This is a genomic window from Bacillus sp. FSL W8-0920 (genome assembly GCF_038593215.1).
Classification (GTDB): Bacteria; Bacillota; Bacilli; order Bacillales; family Bacillaceae; genus Bacillus; species Bacillus pumilus.
On the sequence record NZ_CP151974.1, the window covers coordinates 2,068,526 to 2,091,289 of the forward strand.

24 protein-coding genes are annotated in these 22,764 nt (G+C 42.0%); 3 read left to right on the forward strand and 21 right to left on the reverse strand.

Features of this window, described 5'->3' with window-relative positions; translation table 11 throughout:
• Positions 1 to 15: 15 nt before the first annotated feature.
• Positions 16 to 972, reverse strand: coding sequence for a DUF2515 domain-containing protein (locus NSS78_RS10285; RefSeq protein WP_050943865.1), 957 nt, complete (start codon positions 970 to 972; stop codon positions 16 to 18).
• Positions 973 to 1,018: 46 nt separating this feature from the next.
• Here NSS78_RS10285 and recU point away from each other — a divergent pair, with 46 nt between their 5' ends.
• Positions 1,019 to 1,630 carry a Holliday junction resolvase RecU gene (gene recU, locus NSS78_RS10290; RefSeq protein WP_212046026.1) on the forward strand — a complete coding sequence of 204 codons (612 nt, stop codon included), beginning with the start codon at positions 1,019 to 1,021 and terminating at the stop codon, positions 1,628 to 1,630.
• Positions 1,631 to 1,673: 43 nt separating this feature from the next.
• Complete coding sequence (locus NSS78_RS10295) at positions 1,674 to 4,388, forward strand: PBP1A family penicillin-binding protein (protein ID WP_212045970.1); 2,715 nt, start codon at positions 1,674 to 1,676, stop codon at positions 4,386 to 4,388.
• A 34-nt stretch (positions 4,389 to 4,422) separates the two neighbouring features.
• Here the strand turns inward: NSS78_RS10295 and NSS78_RS10300 are convergent, their stop codons facing one another.
• The 17 genes from NSS78_RS10300 to NSS78_RS10380 form a co-directional block, all read right to left on the reverse strand.
• Complete coding sequence (locus NSS78_RS10300) at positions 4,423 to 4,932, reverse strand: YpoC family protein (protein WP_212045969.1); 510 nt, start codon at positions 4,930 to 4,932, stop codon at positions 4,423 to 4,425.
• Positions 4,929 to 5,591, reverse strand: a complete 663-nt coding sequence (gene nth / locus NSS78_RS10305) for an endonuclease III (protein ID WP_012010351.1) — start codon at positions 5,589 to 5,591, stop codon at positions 4,929 to 4,931. Before nth ends, NSS78_RS10300 begins: the two co-directional genes overlap by 4 nt.
• A gap of 17 nt (positions 5,592 to 5,608) precedes the next feature.
• The gene (locus NSS78_RS10310) at positions 5,609 to 6,313 is read right to left on the reverse strand and encodes a DnaD domain-containing protein (protein ID WP_034661036.1); all 705 of its coding nucleotides are present in this window, start codon (positions 6,311 to 6,313) and stop codon (positions 5,609 to 5,611) included.
• A 98-nt stretch (positions 6,314 to 6,411) separates the two neighbouring features.
• Positions 6,412 to 7,704: an asparagine--tRNA ligase gene (gene asnS / locus NSS78_RS10315; protein ID WP_088001079.1), complete on the reverse strand. Its 1,293-nt coding sequence runs from the start codon at positions 7,702 to 7,704 to the stop codon at positions 6,412 to 6,414.
• Positions 7,705 to 7,819: 115 nt separating this feature from the next.
• Complete coding sequence (tseB, locus tag NSS78_RS10320; protein ID WP_050943862.1) at positions 7,820 to 8,305, reverse strand: cell wall elongation/penicillin-binding protein regulator TseB; 486 nt, start codon at positions 8,303 to 8,305, stop codon at positions 7,820 to 7,822.
• A gap of 12 nt (positions 8,306 to 8,317) precedes the next feature.
• Positions 8,318 to 8,488, reverse strand: a complete 171-nt coding sequence (locus tag NSS78_RS10325; protein WP_003215469.1) for a YpmA family protein — start codon at positions 8,486 to 8,488, stop codon at positions 8,318 to 8,320.
• Positions 8,489 to 8,620: 132 nt separating this feature from the next.
• Positions 8,621 to 11,413, reverse strand: a complete 2,793-nt coding sequence (gene dinG, locus NSS78_RS10330) for an ATP-dependent DNA helicase DinG (RefSeq protein WP_226803627.1) — start codon at positions 11,411 to 11,413, stop codon at positions 8,621 to 8,623.
• A gap of 113 nt (positions 11,414 to 11,526) precedes the next feature.
• Positions 11,527 to 11,910 (reverse strand): aspartate 1-decarboxylase, encoded by a 384-nt coding sequence (gene panD, locus NSS78_RS10335; protein ID WP_034620444.1) that lies wholly within the window; start codon positions 11,908 to 11,910, stop codon positions 11,527 to 11,529.
• Positions 11,903 to 12,769 carry a pantoate--beta-alanine ligase gene (panC, locus tag NSS78_RS10340; protein WP_106028768.1) on the reverse strand — a complete coding sequence of 289 codons (867 nt, stop codon included), beginning with the start codon at positions 12,767 to 12,769 and terminating at the stop codon, positions 11,903 to 11,905. Before panC ends, panD begins: the two co-directional genes overlap by 8 nt.
• Complete coding sequence (panB, locus tag NSS78_RS10345) at positions 12,766 to 13,605, reverse strand: 3-methyl-2-oxobutanoate hydroxymethyltransferase (RefSeq protein WP_050943859.1); 840 nt, start codon at positions 13,603 to 13,605, stop codon at positions 12,766 to 12,768. The genes panC and panB overlap by 4 nt, the downstream gene beginning before the upstream one ends.
• A gap of 197 nt (positions 13,606 to 13,802) precedes the next feature.
• Positions 13,803 to 14,786 (reverse strand): biotin--[acetyl-CoA-carboxylase] ligase, encoded by a 984-nt coding sequence (locus NSS78_RS10350; protein WP_212045967.1) that lies wholly within the window; start codon positions 14,784 to 14,786, stop codon positions 13,803 to 13,805.
• Positions 14,759 to 15,961: a CCA tRNA nucleotidyltransferase gene (locus NSS78_RS10355; protein ID WP_327839383.1), complete on the reverse strand. Its 1,203-nt coding sequence runs from the start codon at positions 15,959 to 15,961 to the stop codon at positions 14,759 to 14,761. The genes NSS78_RS10350 and NSS78_RS10355 overlap by 28 nt, the downstream gene beginning before the upstream one ends.
• The gene (gene bshA / locus NSS78_RS10360) at positions 15,954 to 17,099 is read right to left on the reverse strand and encodes an N-acetyl-alpha-D-glucosaminyl L-malate synthase BshA (RefSeq protein WP_327839384.1); all 1,146 of its coding nucleotides are present in this window, start codon (positions 17,097 to 17,099) and stop codon (positions 15,954 to 15,956) included. The genes NSS78_RS10355 and bshA overlap by 8 nt, the downstream gene beginning before the upstream one ends.
• 2 nt (positions 17,100 to 17,101) lie before the next feature.
• Positions 17,102 to 17,806: a bacillithiol biosynthesis deacetylase BshB1 gene (gene bshB1, locus NSS78_RS10365; RefSeq protein WP_050943856.1), complete on the reverse strand. Its 705-nt coding sequence runs from the start codon at positions 17,804 to 17,806 to the stop codon at positions 17,102 to 17,104.
• The gene (gene mgsA, locus NSS78_RS10370) at positions 17,793 to 18,212 is read right to left on the reverse strand and encodes a methylglyoxal synthase (protein ID WP_050943855.1); all 420 of its coding nucleotides are present in this window, start codon (positions 18,210 to 18,212) and stop codon (positions 17,793 to 17,795) included. Before mgsA ends, bshB1 begins: the two co-directional genes overlap by 14 nt.
• 17 nt (positions 18,213 to 18,229) lie before the next feature.
• Positions 18,230 to 19,033 carry a 4-hydroxy-tetrahydrodipicolinate reductase gene (dapB, locus tag NSS78_RS10375; protein WP_058014826.1) on the reverse strand — a complete coding sequence of 268 codons (804 nt, stop codon included), beginning with the start codon at positions 19,031 to 19,033 and terminating at the stop codon, positions 18,230 to 18,232.
• Positions 19,034 to 19,038: 5 nt separating this feature from the next.
• Positions 19,039 to 19,374, reverse strand: coding sequence for a nucleotide pyrophosphohydrolase (locus tag NSS78_RS10380; RefSeq protein WP_024422788.1), 336 nt, complete (start codon positions 19,372 to 19,374; stop codon positions 19,039 to 19,041).
• A gap of 137 nt (positions 19,375 to 19,511) precedes the next feature.
• On the opposite strand from NSS78_RS10380, the gene NSS78_RS10385 reads away from it, so the two are divergent.
• Complete coding sequence (locus tag NSS78_RS10385; RefSeq protein WP_003215598.1) at positions 19,512 to 20,384, forward strand: YitT family protein; 873 nt, start codon at positions 19,512 to 19,514, stop codon at positions 20,382 to 20,384.
• A 30-nt stretch (positions 20,385 to 20,414) separates the two neighbouring features.
• Here the strand turns inward: NSS78_RS10385 and ypjB are convergent, their stop codons facing one another.
• The 3 genes from ypjB to NSS78_RS10400 all read right to left on the reverse strand — a co-directional run bounded on the left by ypjB (position 20,415) and on the right by NSS78_RS10400 (position 22,745).
• The gene (gene ypjB / locus NSS78_RS10390) at positions 20,415 to 21,218 is read right to left on the reverse strand and encodes a sporulation protein YpjB (RefSeq protein WP_044141118.1); all 804 of its coding nucleotides are present in this window, start codon (positions 21,216 to 21,218) and stop codon (positions 20,415 to 20,417) included.
• 65 nt (positions 21,219 to 21,283) lie between these two features.
• Positions 21,284 to 21,877: a DUF1405 domain-containing protein gene (locus tag NSS78_RS10395; RefSeq protein ID WP_113387110.1), complete on the reverse strand. Its 594-nt coding sequence runs from the start codon at positions 21,875 to 21,877 to the stop codon at positions 21,284 to 21,286.
• A 100-nt stretch (positions 21,878 to 21,977) separates the two neighbouring features.
• Positions 21,978 to 22,745 (reverse strand): menaquinol-cytochrome c reductase cytochrome b/c subunit, encoded by a 768-nt coding sequence (locus NSS78_RS10400; protein ID WP_003215888.1) that lies wholly within the window; start codon positions 22,743 to 22,745, stop codon positions 21,978 to 21,980.
• Between the last annotated feature and the right edge of the window lie 19 nt (positions 22,746 to 22,764).

Below are 22,764 nucleotides of genomic sequence, written 5' to 3' on the forward strand. Positions count from 1 at the left end.
GGTACCCCCTGCTTTTTATTTATGCAAAAAATAGTGCTCTAATGAGAAAAGAAAACGAAGCTGTCTTTTTTTATGAAAATACCAGTCGGTCAGCTCAATTTGTTTTGGCAATGTCTCTGCATCAAACAAAGATGAGCTCAATTTCTTTTGAAACCAATCTTCTCTTTGATCGTCTAATGAATGTGTCATCACTGGATAAACAGTTCGAAGAAAAGGTGTTGACCTTCTAGCGATCCCTAAAAACGGCTCAAAATCAAACCGTGATCCGGTATGCGGAACAGTATGCAAAAAATGATAAAAATCCGAAAATAAATCGGCCCGAAATAATAGTTTCGCTAGTTTTTTCCCTAATGAAATACGCTCCTTTACGTGGGAAAACTTCCGTATGGTTAACCCGTACAAATGCCCGTCCACCGTTGGAAAAACAACGGTTTGAAAATGTCCCCACTCACTAAACAGATATTGAATCGAGTGAAAAACATTCTTTTTCAGTAGAGGATTTTGTATAATAGGAGATTGTATAGTATATTGTTCATTTATGATGAGTGCATAAAGCAGGCGCTCTGTGTCACGCTTTAGCCAAAAACGTTCCCACTCAGTGCTCATAAAACGAGATACAGAAAAATACGGAAGCAGATGGAACAAAGGTTTGCCGCACCGCTTAGACCATTCATACAAAAGAAGCTGAGGGTAAGCATCCGAAAAGATCAGCCAATTCGCTCTTTCATATGCTGTGAAAAAAAGGTGCCCCTCTTGATCTGTTAAACCTGGATGGAAGAGCTCGCCCTTTAGATCCGTCATAGACCATCCAGCATTTCTCGAGACAAAGGAAGCAAGCAGCGACCATTTCATCTCTGGATGACGATCATAAAAGCGCTTGTAAGCATTTGTCCTCGTCAGGTTGTCTTTATTTTTCACTTTCGTTTCACGCAATATATGCTGAGTGATGATGTACTCTTCTTGTGACAACATAGGTATCTCTCCAATACAAAATGCATTAAAAGGAGGCTGAAACTTGATGATTCGGTATCCAAACGGAAAATCGTATCAGCCCATTCAACCAATTGGGACAAAAAAAAGAATCAGCGGCGAATCCTCTTATAGTAACCGCGGGATGACGCTTGAGGCTGACTTAAATGAAACCAACCAGTACTATTTGGTCAATGGGATCGCAGTCATTCATAAAAAGCCTACCCCCGTTCAGATTGTGAATGTGGATTATCCAAAAAGAAGCGCTGCTGTGATCAAAGAAGCCTATTTTAAGCAATCATCCACAACAGACTATAATGGAGTGTACAAAGGGCGCTATATCGATTTTGAAGCAAAGGAGACCAAAAGCACCACCTCGTTTCCGCTCAAAAATTTCCACGACCATCAAATTGAGCATATGAAACAGGTTGAAAAGCTAGGCGGCATTTGTTTCGTTATTATATCCGCATTTGGCTCCGTTTATTATTTGCCCGCTCCAGATCTCTTTTTCTTCTGGGAGCGGCAGAAGCTAAACGGCCGGAAATCCATTAGTAAAGATGAATTAATGGAAGCCGGCCACTTAATGACACTTGGATATTCGCCAAGAATTGATTATATTAAAGTAGTGGAGACACTTCATTTTTCGGATGAAAGTGAGTAGCAATGACGTTCGAAAAAGGTTTAACACGAAAGGTTGAGATGTGATGTCTGATCAATTTACAAGTCGTGAACAGCGACGTAAAGCAAGTCAAGAAAACAATAAGAAGCAAAAGAACAAAAAAGGCAAAAAGAAAGCAGGTCTATTTAAAAAAATATTTTTATCTTTACTCGTGATCGGTCTTCTTTGTGTAGTGGCCGGAATCACAACTTTTGCCGTTTTTGCATCGAGCGCTCCTTCAATTGATGATAGTAAGCTCAAAACACCGTATTCTTCAAAGCTTTATGACATAGACAAGAAAGTGTTTGCAGAAGTCGGTGCGGAAAAAAGAACGTATGTCTCGATTAAAGATATACCCGATGTGGTAAAAGAAGCATTTATCGCAACGGAAGATGCACGTTTTTATAAACACCACGGGATTGACCCAATCCGTATTGGCGGTGCCCTTGTCGCAAACGTCGAGGACGGTTTTGGAGCTGAAGGTGGAAGTACAATTACACAGCAAGTTGTGAAAAACACTCTACTTAACAATCAAAAAACGTTAAAACGTAAAGTACAGGAAGTATGGCTCTCGATTCAGCTTGAGCAAAAGTACTCTAAAGATGAAATTTTAGAAATGTATTTAAACCGCATTTTCTTCTCACCTTATGCTTACGGTGTTGGGAAAGCGGCTGAACAATTTTTCGGCGTGACAGATTTAAATAAACTAACGGTTGCACAGGCTGCCACACTTGCAGGTATGCCGCAGAGTCCTTCTGCTTATAACCCAGTGAAAAATCCTGAGGCAGCGGAAAAACGCCGCAATATCGTGCTAGGGCTCATGAAAAAACAAGGCTACATTTCAGAGAAAGACTATGAAGTTGCAAAAGCAACCCCTGTCAGCAAAACTGTCATCCCTGCTGATAAATATAAGAGCCAGAACTCAAGTAAGTATTCTGCTTATATTGAAGAAGTCATGGAAGAAGTACAGAAAAAAGCCAAAGTGGATGTATCAACAGATGGACTAAAAATCTATACTTCACTCGATCGAAAAGCACAGGATCACCTAGATGATATTATCAATGGAGATTCAGTTGGATTTACGAAAGGTATGCAGGCAGGTGTTACTCTGCTTGATACGAAAAATGGTGAAATTCGCGCTATTGGCGGTGGACGTGATGTACCAGCCGGCGGCTTTAACTATGCGACTGATGCAAAGCGTCAGCCAGGTTCAACAATCAAACCAATTTTAGATTACGGTCCAGTCATTGAAAACAAAAAATGGTCAACGTACCAGCAAATTGATGATGCACCGTATACGTACTCAAACGGTACACCAATTAATAACTTTGACAGAAGACATTTAGGGAAAATGTCGATGAGAAGTGCTTTGGCACAATCACGAAACATCCCTGCCCTAAAAGCTTTCCAAGAAGCTGGGACAGACAATGCCGTTCAATTCGCCAATAATTTAGGTATGGACTTACCGTCTGACATTCCAGAATCTTACTCAATCGGTGGATTTGATGATGGTGTGTCCTCTCTAAAAATGGCTGGGGCCTTTAGTGCATTCGGTAATAATGGATATTATAACGAACCGCATGCTGTCAAGTCTGTTGAATTTAATGACGGTACAAAGCTGGACCTAACGCCAGATTCCAAAGCGGCTATGAGTGATTACACAGCCTTTATGGTCACAGATATGCTGAAAACTGCTGTCCAATCTGGAACTGGGACACTTGCACAAGTACCGAACGTTCAAGTAGCTGGTAAAACAGGTACAACGAACTTTACACAAGATGATATCAATAAATACAATATTCCTTCTGGCGGTGCGAAAGATTCGTGGTTTGTTGGTTATACGCCGCAATATACAGCAGCCGTTTGGACTGGAATCGGTAACTCAAAAGATGCGGACGGCAAAATGTGGCTCACAGATTATGAGCAGCGTGTTGCCAAACTCGTCTTCCAGCGATTAATTTCTCAAATTGATGATGGAAGCGGCTCATTTGAAAAACCAGACAGTGTCGTAGAAGCTACGGTTGAAAAAGGATCGGATCCAGCGAAATTGGCCGGACCAAATACACCTAGTGAGAAGAAGACAACAGAATACTTTGTAAAAGGTACGGTTCCGACAAAAGTGTCTGACACATATGAGAAAAAAGAAGCTGATAAGCCTTCTGACTTAAAAGCAGTGTATGATGAAGAGAAAAAATCCATCACACTGACTTGGGGCTATGATAACGACGCAGATGCTACATTTAATGTAAAACAAGCGGTAGATAACGGCGGCTATAAAGAAATTCAAAACAGTTCTGCTAAAGAAGCGGTCATCTCTGATGTAAAGCCTGGCTCTACTTATAAATTCCAAGTGACAGCCACTGTAGAGGATGTCACAAGTAAAGCAGCTTCTACCTTCCTCACCATCAAGGATGATGAAGATAAGGAAGAAAAAGCAGATGATGAGAACAAAGAAGAAGAAGAACCGCAGCAGCCTGACGACGAGCAGACAGACCAGACTGACGATAACAAAAATCAACCCCCAGGCACTGATGAGCAAAAGCCAGATGATAAAAAAGATCAAGACAAAGATAAAGATCAGGATCAAGGCGGAAATACGGAAAACGGAAATAATGGTTCTTCGGATGATGGCTCAGACAATACAAATGGGAACGGCAATTCACAAACTGACAATAAAGATAAAAAGAAAGATGATGCGAAAACGAACTCTCAAAACTCAAGTTCGCAATCAACTTCTCCTAATCGAAAAGAAAATGAATAATGAAAAAGCACTTGCCTATATGGCAAGTGCTTTTTTAACGGTTTTGTCTGATTTTTTTAAGTGCTTCATATTTTCCATACTGCTTTTTTAGTTCTGTGTATAGCTCGTCTAGTTGAATGAAGCAGTGATATTGAGTCGGTTTTACCAATATGAACTCTAAACGTTCTGTCCAATTAATAGGAGCAACAGGAAATGTCTCTTGCTTAATATGTTCCCAATCAAGCGTTTGCAGTCTCTCCCCTTTGATCCAGTAAAACATCGCAATCATACTGACAATCCCTTGAAGCATATCATCTTCTTCACACCGGGACTTTCTTGTTTGAAAACGAGGAAGCATTTTTCCTTTTAATTCATTCCACAGTTCGAACATCACAGGAACAAATTCTTCTGTTTTCTGCCATGGAAGTTCATCTCTTAAAGGTTCTGAAGATAGATCATATGCGAGTGGATGCTCTCTAAGGATGTCTACTCGATCGCCTTTCATCTCTACCTTTTTCCCTTTTAGTTTTTCGACATATGAGAAAAAAACAACTGCCCCGCTCATGCCAGCTTCACCAATCCTTTTTTCAGCCTCTTCTGCCCTTCTCTACACATATCAAGAAGCGGACAAGATTCGCACTGCGGACGTTGCGCTTTGCAGTGATATCTGCCAAAAAAGATCAGGCGGTGATGCGTCACAGACCAATCTTCTTCTGGCACTTTTTTCATTAAGGTTTGTTCTACTTCGAGAACAGAATCCTTCCAGCGGCAGATTCCCAGTCTCTTGCTAACACGTTCTACATGTGTATCCACTGCAATTGCCGGCACCCCAAAAGCGACCGAAACAACGACATTTGCTGTTTTCCGGCCCACCCCAGGAAGCTTCACAAGCTCGTCCCGATCCTTTGGCACTTCGCCGCCATATTCTTCAATCAGCATTTTGCTCAACTTTTGAATGTTTTTGGCTTTATTTCGATAAAGGCCAATCGAACGAATATCTTGCTGCAATTCTTCAAGCGGTACACTTAAATAGTCTTCTGGTGTTTTATATTTTTGAAATAACGTTTTGGTCACTTTGTTGACAAGCACGTCGGTACACTGCGCAGAGAGTGCTACAGCGATCACAAGTTCAAATGGATTCGAATGAACAAGCTCACACTCGGCCTCTGGAAACATATCTCCTATAATATCTAAACATTCATTGATTTGTTTTTTTGATAACATGACTTCTCCTTCATTGGTTATTGTTCCAGCCAATTATAAAAAGGAACTTGTCGCTTATATGTTGACGTCTCTTCTTTTGATGGTGGCGCTTTTTGCTGAGAACGGAAATGCTGGCTATGCTCTTTTGCTTCTTCCGCTGTTTTTAGCCCTTTCTTTTTCCACTCAAACAGAATTCGGTCGATATAACGGAAATTTAATTTTCCTGATAAAACCGCTTCTCTTAATGCTAGGCGAATCATTTCAGCATCATGATGGTCTTGATCCATCCAGATCGAGAGTGTTTCTCCTTCAAGAGGAGAGAGCGGTCTGCCAAATTCATCTTCAAATAAAGCATATAAAGACTTTTCAGCCTGTACGTGAAGTTTTTGACCTTCCTTCGCTTGTTTTGCCTCTAAAAAGTCATACAGCACGCCCCATAAAGGCTCAACTGAGTAACGGTCATGCTGAATACCAGACCCGTCTTCAAACGGCTGAATCGAAATAAATCCTTTTTGAATTAAATGCTGAACCATATACGCACACTCTTCAGCTGAAATGGTCATGCCATGGGATAGCTCTTCAAATGTTTGAAAGAACACACCTTGTTCTTCATTCATTTTAATCTTAAGCATCACCATCATTTGTGATTCATTCAGTCCTAACTGCTCATAATGAGCAATCAGCAAATTAGGCAAACTGGTCGAACCCATTTGCTGCATATTAATAAATTGCTGCCTATTCATCGGATACACCTCTTCACTTTAAGTATATCACGTTTTATTTCACGTGCCCCTTCAAAAAACGTTTGAAAAAGCCTCCATATGTTGGAGGCTTTCACGTCTTAAGGATATAAACGGTTTAATAATCTTGGGAAAGGAATGGTTTCACGCACATGCGGCGCTCCACTAATCCAAGCAACAGTACGTTCAAGTCCAAGACCAAAACCTGAATGCGGTACAGAACCATATTGTCTTAATTCTGTGTACCATTTGTATGTTTCTTGATCTAGCCCATGTTCTTTCAATCTTGCTTCAAGCAGCTCTAGATCATGGACACGCTCAGAACCGCCAATGATCTCTCCGTAGCCTTCTGGTGCAATCAAGTCTGCACAAAGAACAACATCATCACGATCTGGTGCAGGCTGCATGTAAAATGGTTTTAATGATGTTGGATAATGAGTTATAAACACTGGTTTATCGTAGCTTTCAGCGATCGCTGTTTCGTGAGGTGCGCCGAAGTCATCTCCCCATTCAATATCGTCAAAGCCTTTTTCTTGCAAGAATTTAATTGCTTCATCGTAAGTGATGCGCGGGAATGGTGCTTTGATATTTTCTAATTTTGCTGTATCACGGCCAAGTGTATGCAGTTCCACTTTACAGTTTTCAAGTACACTTTGAACCACATGAGTCACATAATTTTCTTGGTACTCAAGGTTTTCATTAAATTCGACAAAAGCCATCTCAGGCTCGATCATCCAAAACTCAATTAAATGACGTTTAGTTTTAGATTTTTCAGCTCTAAATGTTGGGCCGAATGAGAATACTTTTCCGAGTGCCATTGCCGCAGCTTCCATGTATAGTTGTCCACTTTGAGAAAGGTACGCATCTTCATCAAAATATTTCGTCGCAAACAGCTCCGTTGTGCCCTCAGGTGCACTTCCAGTTAAAATTGGCGGATCTACTTTCACGAAGCCTTCTTGATGGAAGAACTCATATGTAGCACGAATGATTTCGTTACGAATTTTCATAATGGCATGCTGCTTTTTAGAACGAAGCCATAAATGACGGTGATCCATTAAGAATTCTGTTCCATGCTCTTTTGGTGTAATTGGGTAGTCAGTTGCTTCGTGAATCACTTCAATGGATTTCACTTGCAATTCAAAACCAAGAGGTGAACGCTCGTCTTTTGTTACTTGTCCTGTCACATAGACAGATGTTTCTTGAGTGACTGATTTCGCAAGCTTAAAGACTTCCTCTTCCACTTCTGCTTTTACTACGACTCCTTGAATAAAGCCTGTCCCGTCACGCAGCTGCAAGAATGCAATTTTACCGCTTGAACGTTTATTGGCAATCCATGCGCCGATGGTTACATCTTCATCGACATGTTTGAACACTTGATTAATCGTTGTTTTCAACATAATTCCCTCCAAAGCCAGAAAGAAGCTCACCTTTTCGATAGGTGTGATTCTTTTTTCATACATTTTATTATAACCGTTCTAAATCAGCATGGTCAACGCAAGACAGGAGAAACTATGGTGTTACATTTTTTTCCACATGTCCTGTTGAGAAGTCGACATAGCTAAAGCTGTATTGATTGTTTTCATTTAAGTACGTCACTTCCCAAAGGAGTACGTCACCTTCTCTTGCTAATTGAACGTCCTTTAGCTTAGAGACTGTGTTCTCCTTTTGAACAGCTTGTACTGCTTGATTTGAGGTAATACCGTCTTTTGCTTTTTTTGCAATCACTTTTTCTTTTTTGCTGGCAGGTACCCAAACATAGGTTGTTTCGTTTTGTTTGTTTTTCCCTTCAACAATAAATTGTTTTTCTTTTCCGACAAAGGTTTCTACTTGCTCCACTTGTACGATGTTTGCTTGTTTTTTTGCTCGTTCAATCGCCGCCTCATGACCTTGTTCCTTTTGCCCCATGGCAATCTGATAAATCCACGTAAAGCTGATGATGCCAATGAGCAAAACGAGAGCCACAACGGATGAAATGATCCAAACTATTTTTTTCATGTCAAGCTTCCCCTATGTGCGATATATTGTAAATATCGCTTGATTTTGATCTTCTTGATCTAATGCCAATCCAAACATGAGATCTTCTCTTTTAAGCGTTCTGTTCAATAAGTCAACAATTTTATACAGGTCCTCTGAATGCTTAATGTGAACAGTTGAAAGTACCTCTATTTTACTTTCCACTTCTAATTCCTCCTCGGTACGTAAATATTGTTAGTCATACTTTTCGGCGCAGGAACCGATACTATTTTTACAACGGAACACAAAAAGCCGTTACGATAAATTAACTCCAAACCCACACCAGCTAAAGGCCGCTTATGACAGCGGCTTTTCGTTGTTGAGTTTCTCTATATACGCCTCAAGTGATTCTTTTGACATCTCGTGGACTGGCGCATGAGGGAGTGATTCTAAAAATAGCTTTCCATATGACGCGGTTTTCACTCGGCGGTCTAAAATGAGCAATGTCCCTATGTCTTTTTCAGAGCGCAGCAAGCGTCCTGCACCTTGTTTAAAGGTTAACACAGCTTCTGGGAGTGCAACGGCTTTAAACGGGTTCTTTCCCTGTTTTTTAGCGGCATCACATTTTGCTTCAATGAGCGGTGAATCAGGCGGCCGAAACGGGAGGCGTGCCATAATGACTGTTGTCAGCTCTGATCCTGGAAAATCGACACCTTCCCAAAAACTACCCGTACCAAGTAAAATCGCATGTTTTGCTAATTTGAACATCTTCGTTAATTTAACAGGGCTACCGCCCGTCAGACCTTGAGCAAAAAGGGCGGCTTGCATCCCTTCTGTTTTCAGTTCATCATACACTGCTTTTAACATCTCATGTGAATTAAATAACACCAATATTTTCGCTTGATGCTGCTTTTCCATCATCTTAATGTACCGTACTGATTGCTTTACATAGTCGCGCTCATCACGGTTCGTAATCGGCGGCATATCAGCTGGTACGATAACCTTGAGCTGTTTTTCAAGTTCAAACGGTGACTCAATCTGTACAAGATGCGGATAAAAATCCTGCAGACCAAATCGTTCTAAGCAATAATCAAAGCGCCCATTGATTGTGAGTGTCCCCGATGTGAGGACAACACTTTTTTTGTTCATAAAAAATCGATCCGCTAAAAGCTCTCCAGTATCTAGCGGCTGTGCATGCATAAAGACAGCATTTTTGGCACCTTTTGCATCAATCTCAATCCAAACCGTTTCATCGTTTTTCGGTTCAAAAATGAATCGGTACAGCGTACTGCAAAATGTATGCATAAACGACATCACTTGATCGTATTCCTCTGCTTCAAACGCAAAGTGCTCTGTCAACTGATCACTTTTTTGAAGAAGCTCGCTTTTTTGCTGCTCATACAGCTTTTCACAAGCAATTAACAAAGAACAAAGCTTACTTGCCGTCTCTTTAATCCGTTTCCACTGCGCATGCTTCGAATGATGACGGACTCTATGAATGAGACGATTGATGTCTGCTTTTGGTTTTGTCCTTTTGACAAAAGAATGAACGGTACTAAAAAAGGCGTCACTTTCCATTTGAAGCTGATGAAGATACTCATCCATTTCGATAAAGGTGTCCGTCTGTAAGCCGGCACCGTGAAATCTCTTTTTGAGCTTCTTTAACAGACCGCCCTGCATGGAGCCAAGCTGCGTTAATTTCGCATGAAGCTGAATATACGACGCACTATCCCCTAGCGTTTCATTGGCTGTTTTCTCAAATTGGTGAGCCTCGTCAATCACATATACGTCAGCATGCTGAAAGATAGATGATGCTTCCGTTTGTGATAAGAGCAGGCGATGATTCGTTAAAATTAAATCAGCTGTTTTGGCCCTTCTTTTCGCACGCTCATAAAAGCAGTATTCTTTAAAGCGGCGCTTTTTCGATGTAAACGGCATGTGCACACACGAAATCCGGTCTTTTATATTGGCAGCTCCCGACGGTAAATTTAGTTCAGATAAATCACCCGTTTCTGTCACAAGGAGCCACATTAATATTTGCGCCTTCGTTAAGACCACATCATAATTATCATCTTCCTCATGCAGCACATGCTCAAACTTATCTAAGCAAATATAATGCGCCCGACCTTTGAATACACAGGCTGCTGGCTCAAATGGAAGCAATTGATTTAAAATCGGCACATCACGCTGAAGCATTTGCTGCTGCAAAAGAATGGAATATGTACTAATAATGACAGGTTTTCCTGATTTCTTTGCTTCTAATGCAGCTGGTATGAGGTATGCGAGCGTTTTTCCAATACCTGGTGCCGCTTCAATTAAAGCATAAGCTCTTTCATGAAACACATCTCTCACTTTATTCATCATCTTGAGCTGGCCTTCTCTTACTTCATAGCCTTCCACTGTGTGGGGAAGCTTCTTTTTGATCTCCTCAAATAGCTGTTCATCGTCTTCCCCTACTGAATCTGTCGTATCCTTTTCAGAATTGGTGACATCTTTAACAGCAAAAGAGCCGACTTCTACCAAAGAATCTTCGCGGCTAGCATCACTCGTTTCAAGCTGCTGGATTAAAAGTCCTATATCACTTAAGAGATAAGAGGATAATCTGCGCAGCTGCTTTAGCACATTTGGCGGTGTATGTGTTAATTGATGGAGTAAGGTTAAAAATAACATGGCAGTAACTTCCGCATCACTATCCGCCCTGTGCGGGTGGTCATGTGGAAGCATGAGCTCTTCGCTTAATTCAGTGAGCTTATAGCCTTCAAGCTCTGGATAAAGAATTCTAGAAATTTCAACTGTATCAATCGCTAGCACATCCAGCTCATTTTTCCCGCATGCTTTTAGTTCATCATTTAAAAAATTCAAGTCAAAATGAACATTGTGCGCAACAAAATAAGCGCCTTGAATGAGATCATACACCTCTTGGGCAATGTCCTCAAAAAACACTGCATCGTCTACCATATGCTGCTGAATGCCTGTCAGCTGTTCAATAAATCCAGGGATCGCTTTTCCCGGGTTCACATATTTTGAATACCGTTCGACAATTTGTCCATTTTCAATGACCACCGCAGCAATTTGAATGATTTTATCACCCTTTTTAGGTGAATTTCCGGTGGTTTCAATATCAACGACAACAAACCTTTGATCGGCCATAAAATGGACACCTCAATTCCTCGTTCCACTCGAAGTGAAACACGCTCTGGGCAAAAATAGCTGAAACAGAACAGCTCCTTTTCTTAAACTGTTCTGTTTCATTGCAGCATGCGTTATAAAATCGTTCTCGCAGGCTCTTGCCCAATCATTTGTTCAATTTGATTTTCTTTATTTAACACGACCACTTTTGGTGTATGTGTCTTTGCTTCTTCTTCTGAAAGCATCCCATAAGCGATAATGATCACTTCATCACCCGGCTGAACCAATCTTGCTGCTGCGCCATTTAGACAAATGACACCGCTCTTTCTTTCACCGGGAATAATATATGTTTCAAGTCTCGCGCCATTATGATTATTGACAATCTGTACTTTCTCATTTGCCATCATACCTGCCGCATCAAGTAAATCTTCGTCAATGGTGATGCTTCCTACATAATGTAAGTTTGCTTCTGTTACTGTCGCTTTATGAAGTTTAGAAGTCATAAAGGTTCTATACATGCTTTTCACCGCTTTCAGGAACATGGAATATCACATTATCAATCAGTCTTGCCCGTGAGAATTTCACCGCAATCGCAATGATGACCTGACCTGCTAACTGCTGAAGCGGCTCAAGCTCTGGATAGGAGTAAATCTCAATATAATCAATTTCCCCGCTCGTTTGAAGAATTTCTTCTTCTACCAACTGATAAATGCGACTGACGTCACGTTCACCTTTTTCAACCGCTGACTGTCCTTTTTTCAATGCGCGGTACAAAGCAGGAGCTTCTTGTCTTTCTTTATCAGACAAGTACACATTTCTTGAACTTTTCGCTAAACCGTCTTCTTCCCTAACTGTCGGCACTGAGACAAGATGAAGATCAAAGAAGAAATCCTTGATCATCGCATCGATCACAGCGACTTGCTGTGCATCCTTTAAACCAAAGTATACATTTGTTGGTGCTACAAGATGAAATAGCTTTGTCAGCACAGTCACAACGCCGTCGAAATGTCCTGGACGTTTTTTCCCGCATAAGACATCAGTCCGCTTTTGAACCGTCATCGTGATTGATGGTTCATTTGGATACATTTCTTTCACATCAGGTGTAAATAAAATATCTACCCCTGCTTCTTCTGCAAGGCGCTGATCTCTTTCCATATCCCTTGGATAGGATTCAAAGTCTTCGTTCGGTCCAAACTGCAAAGGATTGACAAAGATGCTCATTACCACAATGTCATTTTGATCCCTTGCTTCTTTCGCAAGCGTCAGATGTCCTTCATGAAGAAAACCCATCGTTGGGACAAAGCCGATGGAATGCTGTTTTTCTTGATGCAGTTTGATCAATTCCTTCAACTCGTGAATATGGGTGACAATGTTCATTTTTTGATACCCCCATATAAACCATCAAGGACTTCTTCTTTGATATGAAATGTATGCTTGTCTTCTGGAAATGTGTGTCCTTTTACTTCTTTCGTATATTGAATAAGCGCTTCTTCTAATACAGTATCAATTTGCGCGTATTGTTTCACAAACTTAGGTGTTCTAGACACCCCGTATCCTACCACATCATGGTAAACGAGAACTTGTCCGTCTGCCTCAGCCCCTGCACCAATCCCGATCACAGGAATTTTCAGCATGTCGGTAATTCGTTTTGTCAGTTCGCCAGGTACGCATTCAAGCACAAGTGCAATCGCACCAGCTTCCTCACATTTTAAGCTGTCTTCAATCAATTTCTGCGCACTTTCGTGGTCTTTTCCTTGCACTTTATACCCGCCAAGTACTCCAACTGACTGAGGTGTGAGGCCTAAATGACTGACGACAGGAATCCCGCCTCTTGTGAGAGCTTGAATGGATTCAAATACGCCATCTCCACCTTCTAGCTTTAAGGCATCCGCACCGCTTTCTTGCATGATGCGTGCTGCGTTTTTCAATGTTTCTGCTAATGAATAATGGTAAGACATAAATGGCATATCCGTCACAATAAATGTGTCTTTTGCGCCTCTTTTCACTGCTTTTGTATGATGAATCATGTCATCGATCGTGACTTGTACTGTCGAATCGAGTCCAAGTACAACCATCCCAAGTGAATCACCGACTAAGATCATGTCGACTTCCGCTTTTTCTGCTTGCTTTGCAGATGGATAGTCGTATGCTGTCAGCATTACAATTGGTTCATTTTGTTCTTTCATTTTGAAAAAATCTAGCTTTGTCTTCATTTGTTCCTCCTCATTCTGGAGAGGAGATGGCTTGCCTCACATCACATGTTTTGATCTCTCATGCGTGGCGAATCATCCCTCTGTCCAAGTCCCTTAGGATCAAGGCAGAAATTTATCAAATTTTTGTTTCTAACAGGTACAGCTCTTTTCAGATACTGCCCACACGAAGTATATCAAAAATGTGCCGGGTGTTCCACTTAAGTTGACTTGATCTCGATGTCTGCGGAGTAGATTTTTTGGATCCCTTCCTCCGTTTCAAGCAATAAAACACCTTCTTCATTGATTCCGAGCGCTTTTCCAGTGTATTGCCCATTGACGGTGCGGGCCACAATATGCTGGCCGATCGTCATCGCAAACGATTCCCATAATTGTTTAATGGGCGCAAATCCTTGCTTCATATAATCAGCATACCTTTTTTCAAAGGTGGACATGATCTGTTGGATGAGCGCAGCACGGTCCACTTTTTCATTCAATTCCATTCGCAGGCTCGTGGCGACATCCTTTAGTTCATCCGGAAAGTCATCAGCCGTTTGGTTCACATTAATTCCCGGGCCAATAATCACCGCATGAACCTGGTCCGCCTCTGCTTTTAATTCAGTCAGAATGCCAACGACTTTTTTCCCGTTTAACAAAATATCATTTGGCCATTTAATAGATGGACTGAGTCCTGTTTGCTCTGCAATGGCTTCTGCGATGGCTACAGATGCTAAAAGCGTCATCTGCGGCGCTTTGTGCAGCGGAATTTCAGGTCTTAGAATGAGACTCATCCAGATGCCTGTCCCATTTGGTGAATGCCACATTCTTTGAAGGCGGCCTTTCCCGTTTGTCTGATGATCACTGACAACGAGCGTGCCGTGGGGCGCACCTTCATTTACAAGATCATGGGCAATCAGCTGGGTGGAGGCGACTTCTTTCTGAAAATAAATGTGACTGCCAAAGCTCTCTGTGTCGAGACCAAACAGAATTTCGTCCTCACTAATTTTGTCCGGTTTACGTAGCAGGCGATATCCCTTTCTTCTGACGGCTTCTACCTCATAGCCCTCTTTTCTGAGGTCCTCTATATGCTTCCAGACAGCCGTTCGAGAACAGCCAAGCTCATCACATATTTGTTGACTTGAGACAAAATCCTGGCTAGATGCTGTAAATAGTTCGATTAATCGTTTTCTAATTGCTGATCGCATGCTGTAAGCCACTCCTCTATGGCTTCTTTTCGGTTTTCTAAATGATTGTGCAGAACGGCTTTTTTCACCAAATCAAGCTCTTCTGCGATCCATTTTCCTGATGTCTTTTGCCGAAAGGCCATTAAATCTTTTCCTGAAACAGCGAGGTCTTGAAGCGTTTTAATCGGCAGTGCATCATAAGAACGCTTCGCTGCCTCCAGCTCGTCAAAGAAAATGCGGCGCTCGTGTTTTAGCTGTGAGATCTTCAAGCTAGATAAGAGCACGTGTTCACCAGCCTCAAACATCTTCTCCGCATCCCAGTCACAATCGACGTATTGACTAATAGCCACAGCGTCTTTCAAAAGCTTTGTTGACAGCTTCCATTCTTTTAAGAAGAGCACAGCCTCCGCTTCATCTAAGCCAAGCAAATGGATAACAGCCCCCCATACCTCTTCCAGTCCATCCAGTAAATAATACGGAAATGACTGAAAGGATGCTTGCAGACGATCCTTTTTGAGACCCGGCAATTCTTCATACAATTTGGTAGAAACGAGCATCTTGATCGCCCGCTCACAATAACGACCTTTTAAAAGCTTTTCCATTTCAATCTTTTTGCGTTCAACGGATATGTTGGCAAGGAGGCGCTTATCTTTTTCCATCGCTTCAGCCGTCTCAGGAGCGAGCTCAAAGCCAAGCTGGCTTAAAAAACGGACCGCTCTCATCATACGAAGCGCATCTTCCTGAAAGCGGCACGCAGGATCTCCTACGGTTTGAATTCGTTTCCGCTCAATATCCTTTTTTCCCTCTACATGGTCAATAATCTCCCCATTTATATCCATGGCCATCGCATTGATTGTTAAATCTCTTCTTAAAAGATCTTCCTTCAAGGATGTGATAAACGCCACTTCTTTCGGTCTGCGAAAATCTTCATATTCTGATTCAGTTCGAAACGTCGTCACCTCATAGCTGACCCCATCATGTAACACAATGACAGTGCCATGCTCCTTGCCAACATCAACTGTTTTTTCAAATAAAGACTCGACCGTATCAGGCGTTGCATCGGTTGCTATATCAATATCACCGATTTCCCTGCCTAACAGGACATCTCTCACTGCTCCGCCGACAAAGTAAGCCTGATGCCCATGTTCGTGCAGTGTATGTAAAATAGGGATCGCATGTGTGAATGGTTCATTCATCTTCATCATCACCTTCGATCAATTCTAGGTAAAGCTCTTCATATTCACTCACTATTTTTTCAGAAGAGAAATGGGCTTGAACGCTAGACTGGGCCGCCGCTGACACTTGCTCATGAAGCGCTTTGTTTTTGAGTATTGAGACTGCGTGTTTAGCTGCCGCTTCTATATCGCCGAGCGGGACAAGGAAACCTGTCTCTCCATGTTCAATGACCTCTGGTATTCCGCCAACATCTGTTGCAATACAAGGGACACCGCAGGCCATTGCTTCAAGAAGTACAAGCCCAAAGCTCTCCTTCTCAGAAAGCAGCAGCTTCAAATCACTAATTGAATAAAGCTCCTCTACCTTCTCTTGCTTTCCTAAAAACAACACACGATCAGTTAGTTCCAGCTTTTTCACAAGATCGCATACAACCGACTTTTCAGGACCATCACCAATCAGCAGCAGCTTTGCATGCACCTGGTCAGAAATCTTTTTAAAGACATGAATCACGTCATGCACGCGCTTTACCTTTCGGAAGTTCGATACATGGATGATGACCTTTTCGTCCTGCATGAGACCATAATGTTTCTTCAGCACTTCATGATCTTCACGCAAATACACACGCTCATCGACGAAATTATGGATCGTATCGATTTTTTTATCCGGTTTAATCAGATCATACGTCTGTGCAGCTAATGAATGCGACACAGCTGTTACCCGGTCTGATGATTCGATGGCAAACCGAATCACTTCCTTTAAAGATGGATCATAGCCTAAAACCGTAATATCCGTCCCGTGAAGCGTGGTAACGATTTTCACTGTGTGTCCCGTCATTTGCTTCGCTAAGAACGCACAGACGGCGTGAGGGACCGCATAATGCGCGTGAATAATATCGAGCTTCTCTCGTTTTGCGACTTCCGCCAATTTACTAGCTAGTGCAAGGTCATAAGGTGGATATTGAAAAACAGCATATTGATTGACATCCACCTCATGAAAATAAATATTCGGATACACTTTATTGAGCCTAAACGGAATACTTGAGGTAATGAAATGAACATCGTGCCCTTTTTCAGCTAAACGTTTTCCAAGTTCCGTCGCAATAATGCCCGATCCGCCGACACTTGGATAACAAGTGATTCCGACCTTTAGTTTTTTCATAATTACCCCCCAAGTAAGTCGTCATCGATCAAAAGTGGTTTCTTTGTGATAAACCCTTCTGCATAAGCTTTATTGACTTCTCTTCCATACATAGACTCTCTCATTTTCACAAAATCAATATACCCGTTCACAAGAGGTGTCTCCACTGAATGCGCCGATTTTACAAATTGGCTTTGATATGCATGCAAGCTATCAATCTTTTGGTGCATTTCCTCAGAAATATCAATCACAAAATCTGGACGATGATGGCCATTAATCATGTAATAATACATCTGACTTATTTTATGCGCTGGCTGCTTGTATGAATCTTCAAATTTATGTATACCTGCCGAAAAAGCAGCCTCTTCTACAAGTGAACCCGCATGACCATGATCTGGATGCCGATCTTGGTGATGCGGAGCAAAAATTAGCTTCGGTTTGTATGTACGAATCACGCCCGCAATGTCCTTCATTGCTTCGTCATTTAAATAAAGACCTCTGTCTGGCAGCGTGAGCTGGATTCGCGTTGACACGCCTAAAATGGCGGCAGCCGCTTTCGCTTCCTCTTTACGGCTCTCTACCGTTCCATTCGAGGATAATTCAGCCTGGGTCAAGTCGCAAATTCCGACACGCGCCCCTTTTTTTACGTATTTTGCAATCGTTCCGCCCATACCGATCTCTACATCATCGCTATGGGCTCCGAATGCAAGGATATCAAGTCGTTTCATTTGTTCCTCCGTTTTTTGCTACATCTCGAAAATCAAACGTACCTTTATTTAAATTCCTGACTAAAATCTCTGCGGTCCCCATATTGGTGGCAAGTGGAATGGTATACACATCGCATAGCCGAATAAGTGCAGATACATCCGGTTCATGCGGCTGCGCGGTAAGCGGGTCTCTAAAAAAGAGCACAAGATCCATTGCATTATCAGCAATTAAAGCACCAATCTGCTGATCTCCTCCAAGTGGTCCTGACTGAAAACGATGAATGGGAAGCCCCGTCGCTTCTTTCACTCTCAAACCTGTTGTCCCTGTTGCGTAAAGTGTATGATTTGCCAATATATCACGGTACGCAATGGCAAATTGGATCATGTCACTTTTTTTCTTATCGTGAGCGATTAAAGCAATGTTCATCAGGAATCCACTCCTTATTAGTCGATGATATTTTCTAAACCATAGACAAGCTGATCAATGTGCATAACCTGTTCAACTGAAAGCTTTACACCTGACATAAATGAGGCACGGTTATAAGAATCATGACGAATGGTGAGCGTCTGTCCGTCCATTCCAAACAGTACTTCTTGATGTGCGATCATACCCGGAAGTCTTACGCTGTGCAGACGGATACCGTCATAATCTGCGCCTCGTGCACCTTCGATTAATTCTTTCTCTTCTGGATGTCCTTGCTTTTTGCTTTCTCTGACTTCTGCAATCATTTCAGCTGTTTTAAGCCCAGTACCGCTCGGAGCATCAAGTTTTTTATCATGATGAAGCTCAATGATTTCAACGTCAGGAAAGTAATTCGCTGCCATTTTGGCAAACTTCATCATTAAGACCGCACCGACAGCAAAGTTTGGCGCAATAATACAGCCTATGCCCTTTTCTTCTGTTAATTGCTGGAGCTCTTTCAGGTCAGCTTCAGAAAAACCAGTGGTTCCGACGACTGGACGCACGCCATGTTCAAGCGCCTTTTTTGTATGTACTTTCCCGATTTCTGGTGTCGTCAAATCAATTAATACATCAGGTGCTGTCTCTGAAAGACACACATCAATATCTGTATAAATCGGCGCCTCAGATGTCGTATGAATCACATCAGATAACTTTTTTCCTTCGTGCGCGTGATCAAGGGCTGCCACAAGCTCAAAATGGCTCGTTTCTTCTGCCAGTTTCACAGCTTCTATCCCCATTCTTCCTCTTGCTCCAGCGATTACTACTTTGATGGTTTGGTTCGTCATCGTCTCTACTTCCCTTCTTTTTTCGTCCAGCGGTCTTTGTCTCTTGTATTGAATTTATGCATCACACGATCATGTGCTTCCTCTAGTGATATATCTAGTGAATTAGCGAGACATGTTAACACAAACAAAACATCGCCAATTTCTTCTTCCATGCTTTTTTCTGTTTCCGTTGTTTTTTTCGGCTTTTCTCCATAGTAATGGTTAACCTCTCTTGCCAGCTCGCCTAATTCTTCTGTCAGACGGGCCATCATGGCAAGCGGGCTGAAATAGCCTTCTTTAAATTGTCCTATGTAATCATCTACTTCTTGCTGCACGTGACGCAGCGTTTTTTCTTTCGTCATCAAGCTCATCCTCCTATCCATCTCTTACATGTTAGCGAAATCATAAATATTTGACAAATGTTTAAAACTCAGTTTGCTTGTTTCTCTCCCATACCATATAATATTATCGCTGTCTAAGCAAAAAAAGGAGTGGTCTCTTGCTAAAAGAAATTCGTCTTAAAAATATCGTCTTTATTTTAATAGGATCTGCGATTTTTTCTTTCGGTCTTGTTCATTTTAATATGCAGAACAATTTGGCGGAAGGCGGATTTACAGGTATTACACTGCTTTTATATTTTCTATTCCACATTGACCCATCCATTTCAAACCTTGTCTTAAACATTCCGATCTTTTTTATCGGCTGGAAAATGCTCGGCAGAACGATGTTTACTTATACAATTGTAGGTACTGTCAGTCTTTCTGTCTTTCTTGCCATCTTCCAGCGCTTTCAAATACATATGCCTCTCCAGCACGATTTGGCCCTAGCCGCACTCTTTGCAGGTGTGTTTATCGGAACAGGCCTCGGGATCATCTTTAAGTTCGGCGGTACTACCGGCGGTGTGGACATCATCGCAAGACTCATCAACAAGCATTATCAAGTAGCTATGGGACGAACAATGTTCATCTTCGACGCTTGCGTCATTACGATTTCTCTTACTTATTTAAATTACAAAGAAGCCATGTATACACTCGTCGCAGTATTTGTTGCTGCGAAGGTCATTGACTTCATGCAAGAAGGCGCTTACGCAGCCAAAGGTGCCATGATCATATCTGAAAAAGATGACATCATTCAAAAGAAAATCACAGAGGAAATGGAGCGGGGTGTGACCATTTTAAAAGGGGTCGGTTCCTATACAAAACAGGAGCGCAACGTTCTTTATTGCGTCGTCCCAAAAAACGAGCTTGTCCATCTCAAAAGCGTCGTGACCTCAGTCGATCCTCATGCGTTTGTATCCGTCAGTGACGTGCATGATGTGCTTGGTGAAGGCTTCACATTAGATGAACACAAAAAGCCGCTCAATCCGCATTAAAAAAAGAAGCCCAAAAATGGTGCTTCTTTTTTATGATTTCGGATAATCAGCTTGTCGCTTTTGCTTCTTCTCTTTTTCAGCACGGTATTTCCGAAATCCAACATACGTTAACGTTAATAAAATGATGCTACCCGTTGTTAAAATGACCCATAAAAGCGATGGGTCAGCCTCATCTTGATCAACGTGGGCAAATACACTCGATAAATCCTCTTCAAGCTTCGTGAGGCGCTCAAGCTTTGTCCCACTTGATGCTTTTAAAAATTCACCTTGCTCAATCACTTCCATATGCTGCTTAATCGTTTGCAGCTTTTCAGGCGAAACATCAATGGTTAAACTCGGATAGATCATATCGTATAAAGAAACCAGCTCATTCCAAGTTTCATAAAACGTCGTTGATTCCGGATCCTTCACTTCTTTTTTCAACGTAGGAAAAGACCCCATAATGGGCTTCTCCAGCGAACCCCAAAGTGGCTCAGAGTCTGACTGGATCGCATCGAGCAGCATTCTAAACTGAGAGGCATAACGAAGCTTTTCGCGCTCATTCAATTCTTCCTGCGGCAGCCCTTTTATGATATCTTGATAGCCAACTGTAATTTGCCGAATCTGCGTATTTGTCAGCGTTCCGCGCCAATTCTCAGCTTTAAATGTCTTTTCAACATACAATGCGACCTGTAACGCCTCATCATATTTAGCTTGTCTCGTTAATTGAAAGATTGAATCTGATAGTTCCGTTAATTCTTGCAGCACACTAGCGGCTGTTTCCTCGCCTTTGGCAACAGATGGCTGTAATACGAGAAAAAATAATAGAATCATCGCGATTGGCTTTCGTTTCATGCAAGTCCCTCCTAGCCCTTCTCCATACAGCGTATGAAGAAAAGGACAAGGTTAGACCAATATTGTTAAGGGAGTTCGAGCTTGACCGATTTTTTCGATAGGACGAAATAATACGAAACAAGAAGAACGGCAATGCTTAACCAAAACGTGACGTAGCCGATCTCGTTTGTATAGGCAGACAGCATAGAATAACGCGGCATCATACCAAATACATAATCAATCACATCATTATGTAAAATCCATATGCCAGCTACCACCAAATGACGCATTTTAAAACGATAATACGGTGCAAACAATACGGCTTGAACCGCCATCGCAAAGTGGGACCCAATCAGCATGTACCCTTCCCACGGAAAATCATCCACAGATAAAAGGACAAAGATATTCATTCCTACAGCCCATAACCCGTACTTCATTAAGGTCACGAGGGCAAGTGCTTCAAAATAAGGAGCGTTTCGTTTCATCAAAAAAGCAAGTAGAACAAATAAAAAGAAAAAGCTTGCCGTTGGACTGTCTGGAACAAAAGCTAAAAAGATAGCCGGCGTCTCTACAAGCTGTGGAATATACCAATAGTAGCCGTACACAGTGCCAAGGAAATTGATCATCAAGACTAGCACAAGCATATAGCGCGTGGCTAGCAGATATTGAATCCATCTCATACGTCTCTTCACTCACGATCTATTAAAATCAGAAAAAAGCTGACAGCGCCAGCTTTTTCTCTTTTGAGTATATCCTTGTACTTGCATTTAAACAACTGAATTATTTAGATTTGACCTCAGATAAATATTTAGACAGCTTTTCAAGTTCTTCATCGCTGCCTTTAAAGATACCCTTAGGCATGTTGCCTTTACCTTCAACAGCAATCTTAGCGATCTCCTCAGGTGCAAGACCGTTGTCAACAAGTGACGGTCCGGCTGCTCCGCCCTGCATGTTATCCCCGTGACAGGAGATACATGTCTGCTCCTGATAAATTTTATACTCTTCCGCTGAGGTATCAATTTCTGCTTCTTTCTTAATTTCACCTTGCTTTGCCGCTGCTTCCCAATCATGAGTAGCAACAGACTCCCACGTTAAATATGTTGCTGCGCCGACTGCAAGGATCATCATCCCCACTGCAACCGGTCTTCTATACGGTCTGCGTTCAGGACCAGAATCAAGAAATGGTGCGAGCAACAGTGCACCAAACGCAATCCCAGGCATAATCATCGCACCAACTACCGTATAGCCACCTGCAGCAAATTCATATTTTAATAACTGGTACAAGAATAAGAAATACCAGTCTGGCAGCGGAATATAGCCGGTATCTGTTGGATCAGCCATCCGCTCAAGCGGAGGTGCATGAACCACAGTTAGGACAAGAAATCCAATTAAAAAAACGGCACCTACAAGCCATTCCTTTAAAAGAAAGTTCGGCCAAAAGGCTTCTGTTTTTCCCGGATATTCGGAATAGTCTTTAGGTATGTTAGGTTTTCTTTCTGCCGGAATTCTAGAGTCTCCGACAAACTTCATCCCTTTTCCCCTATGCAAAGTCATCCCCTCCTCATTG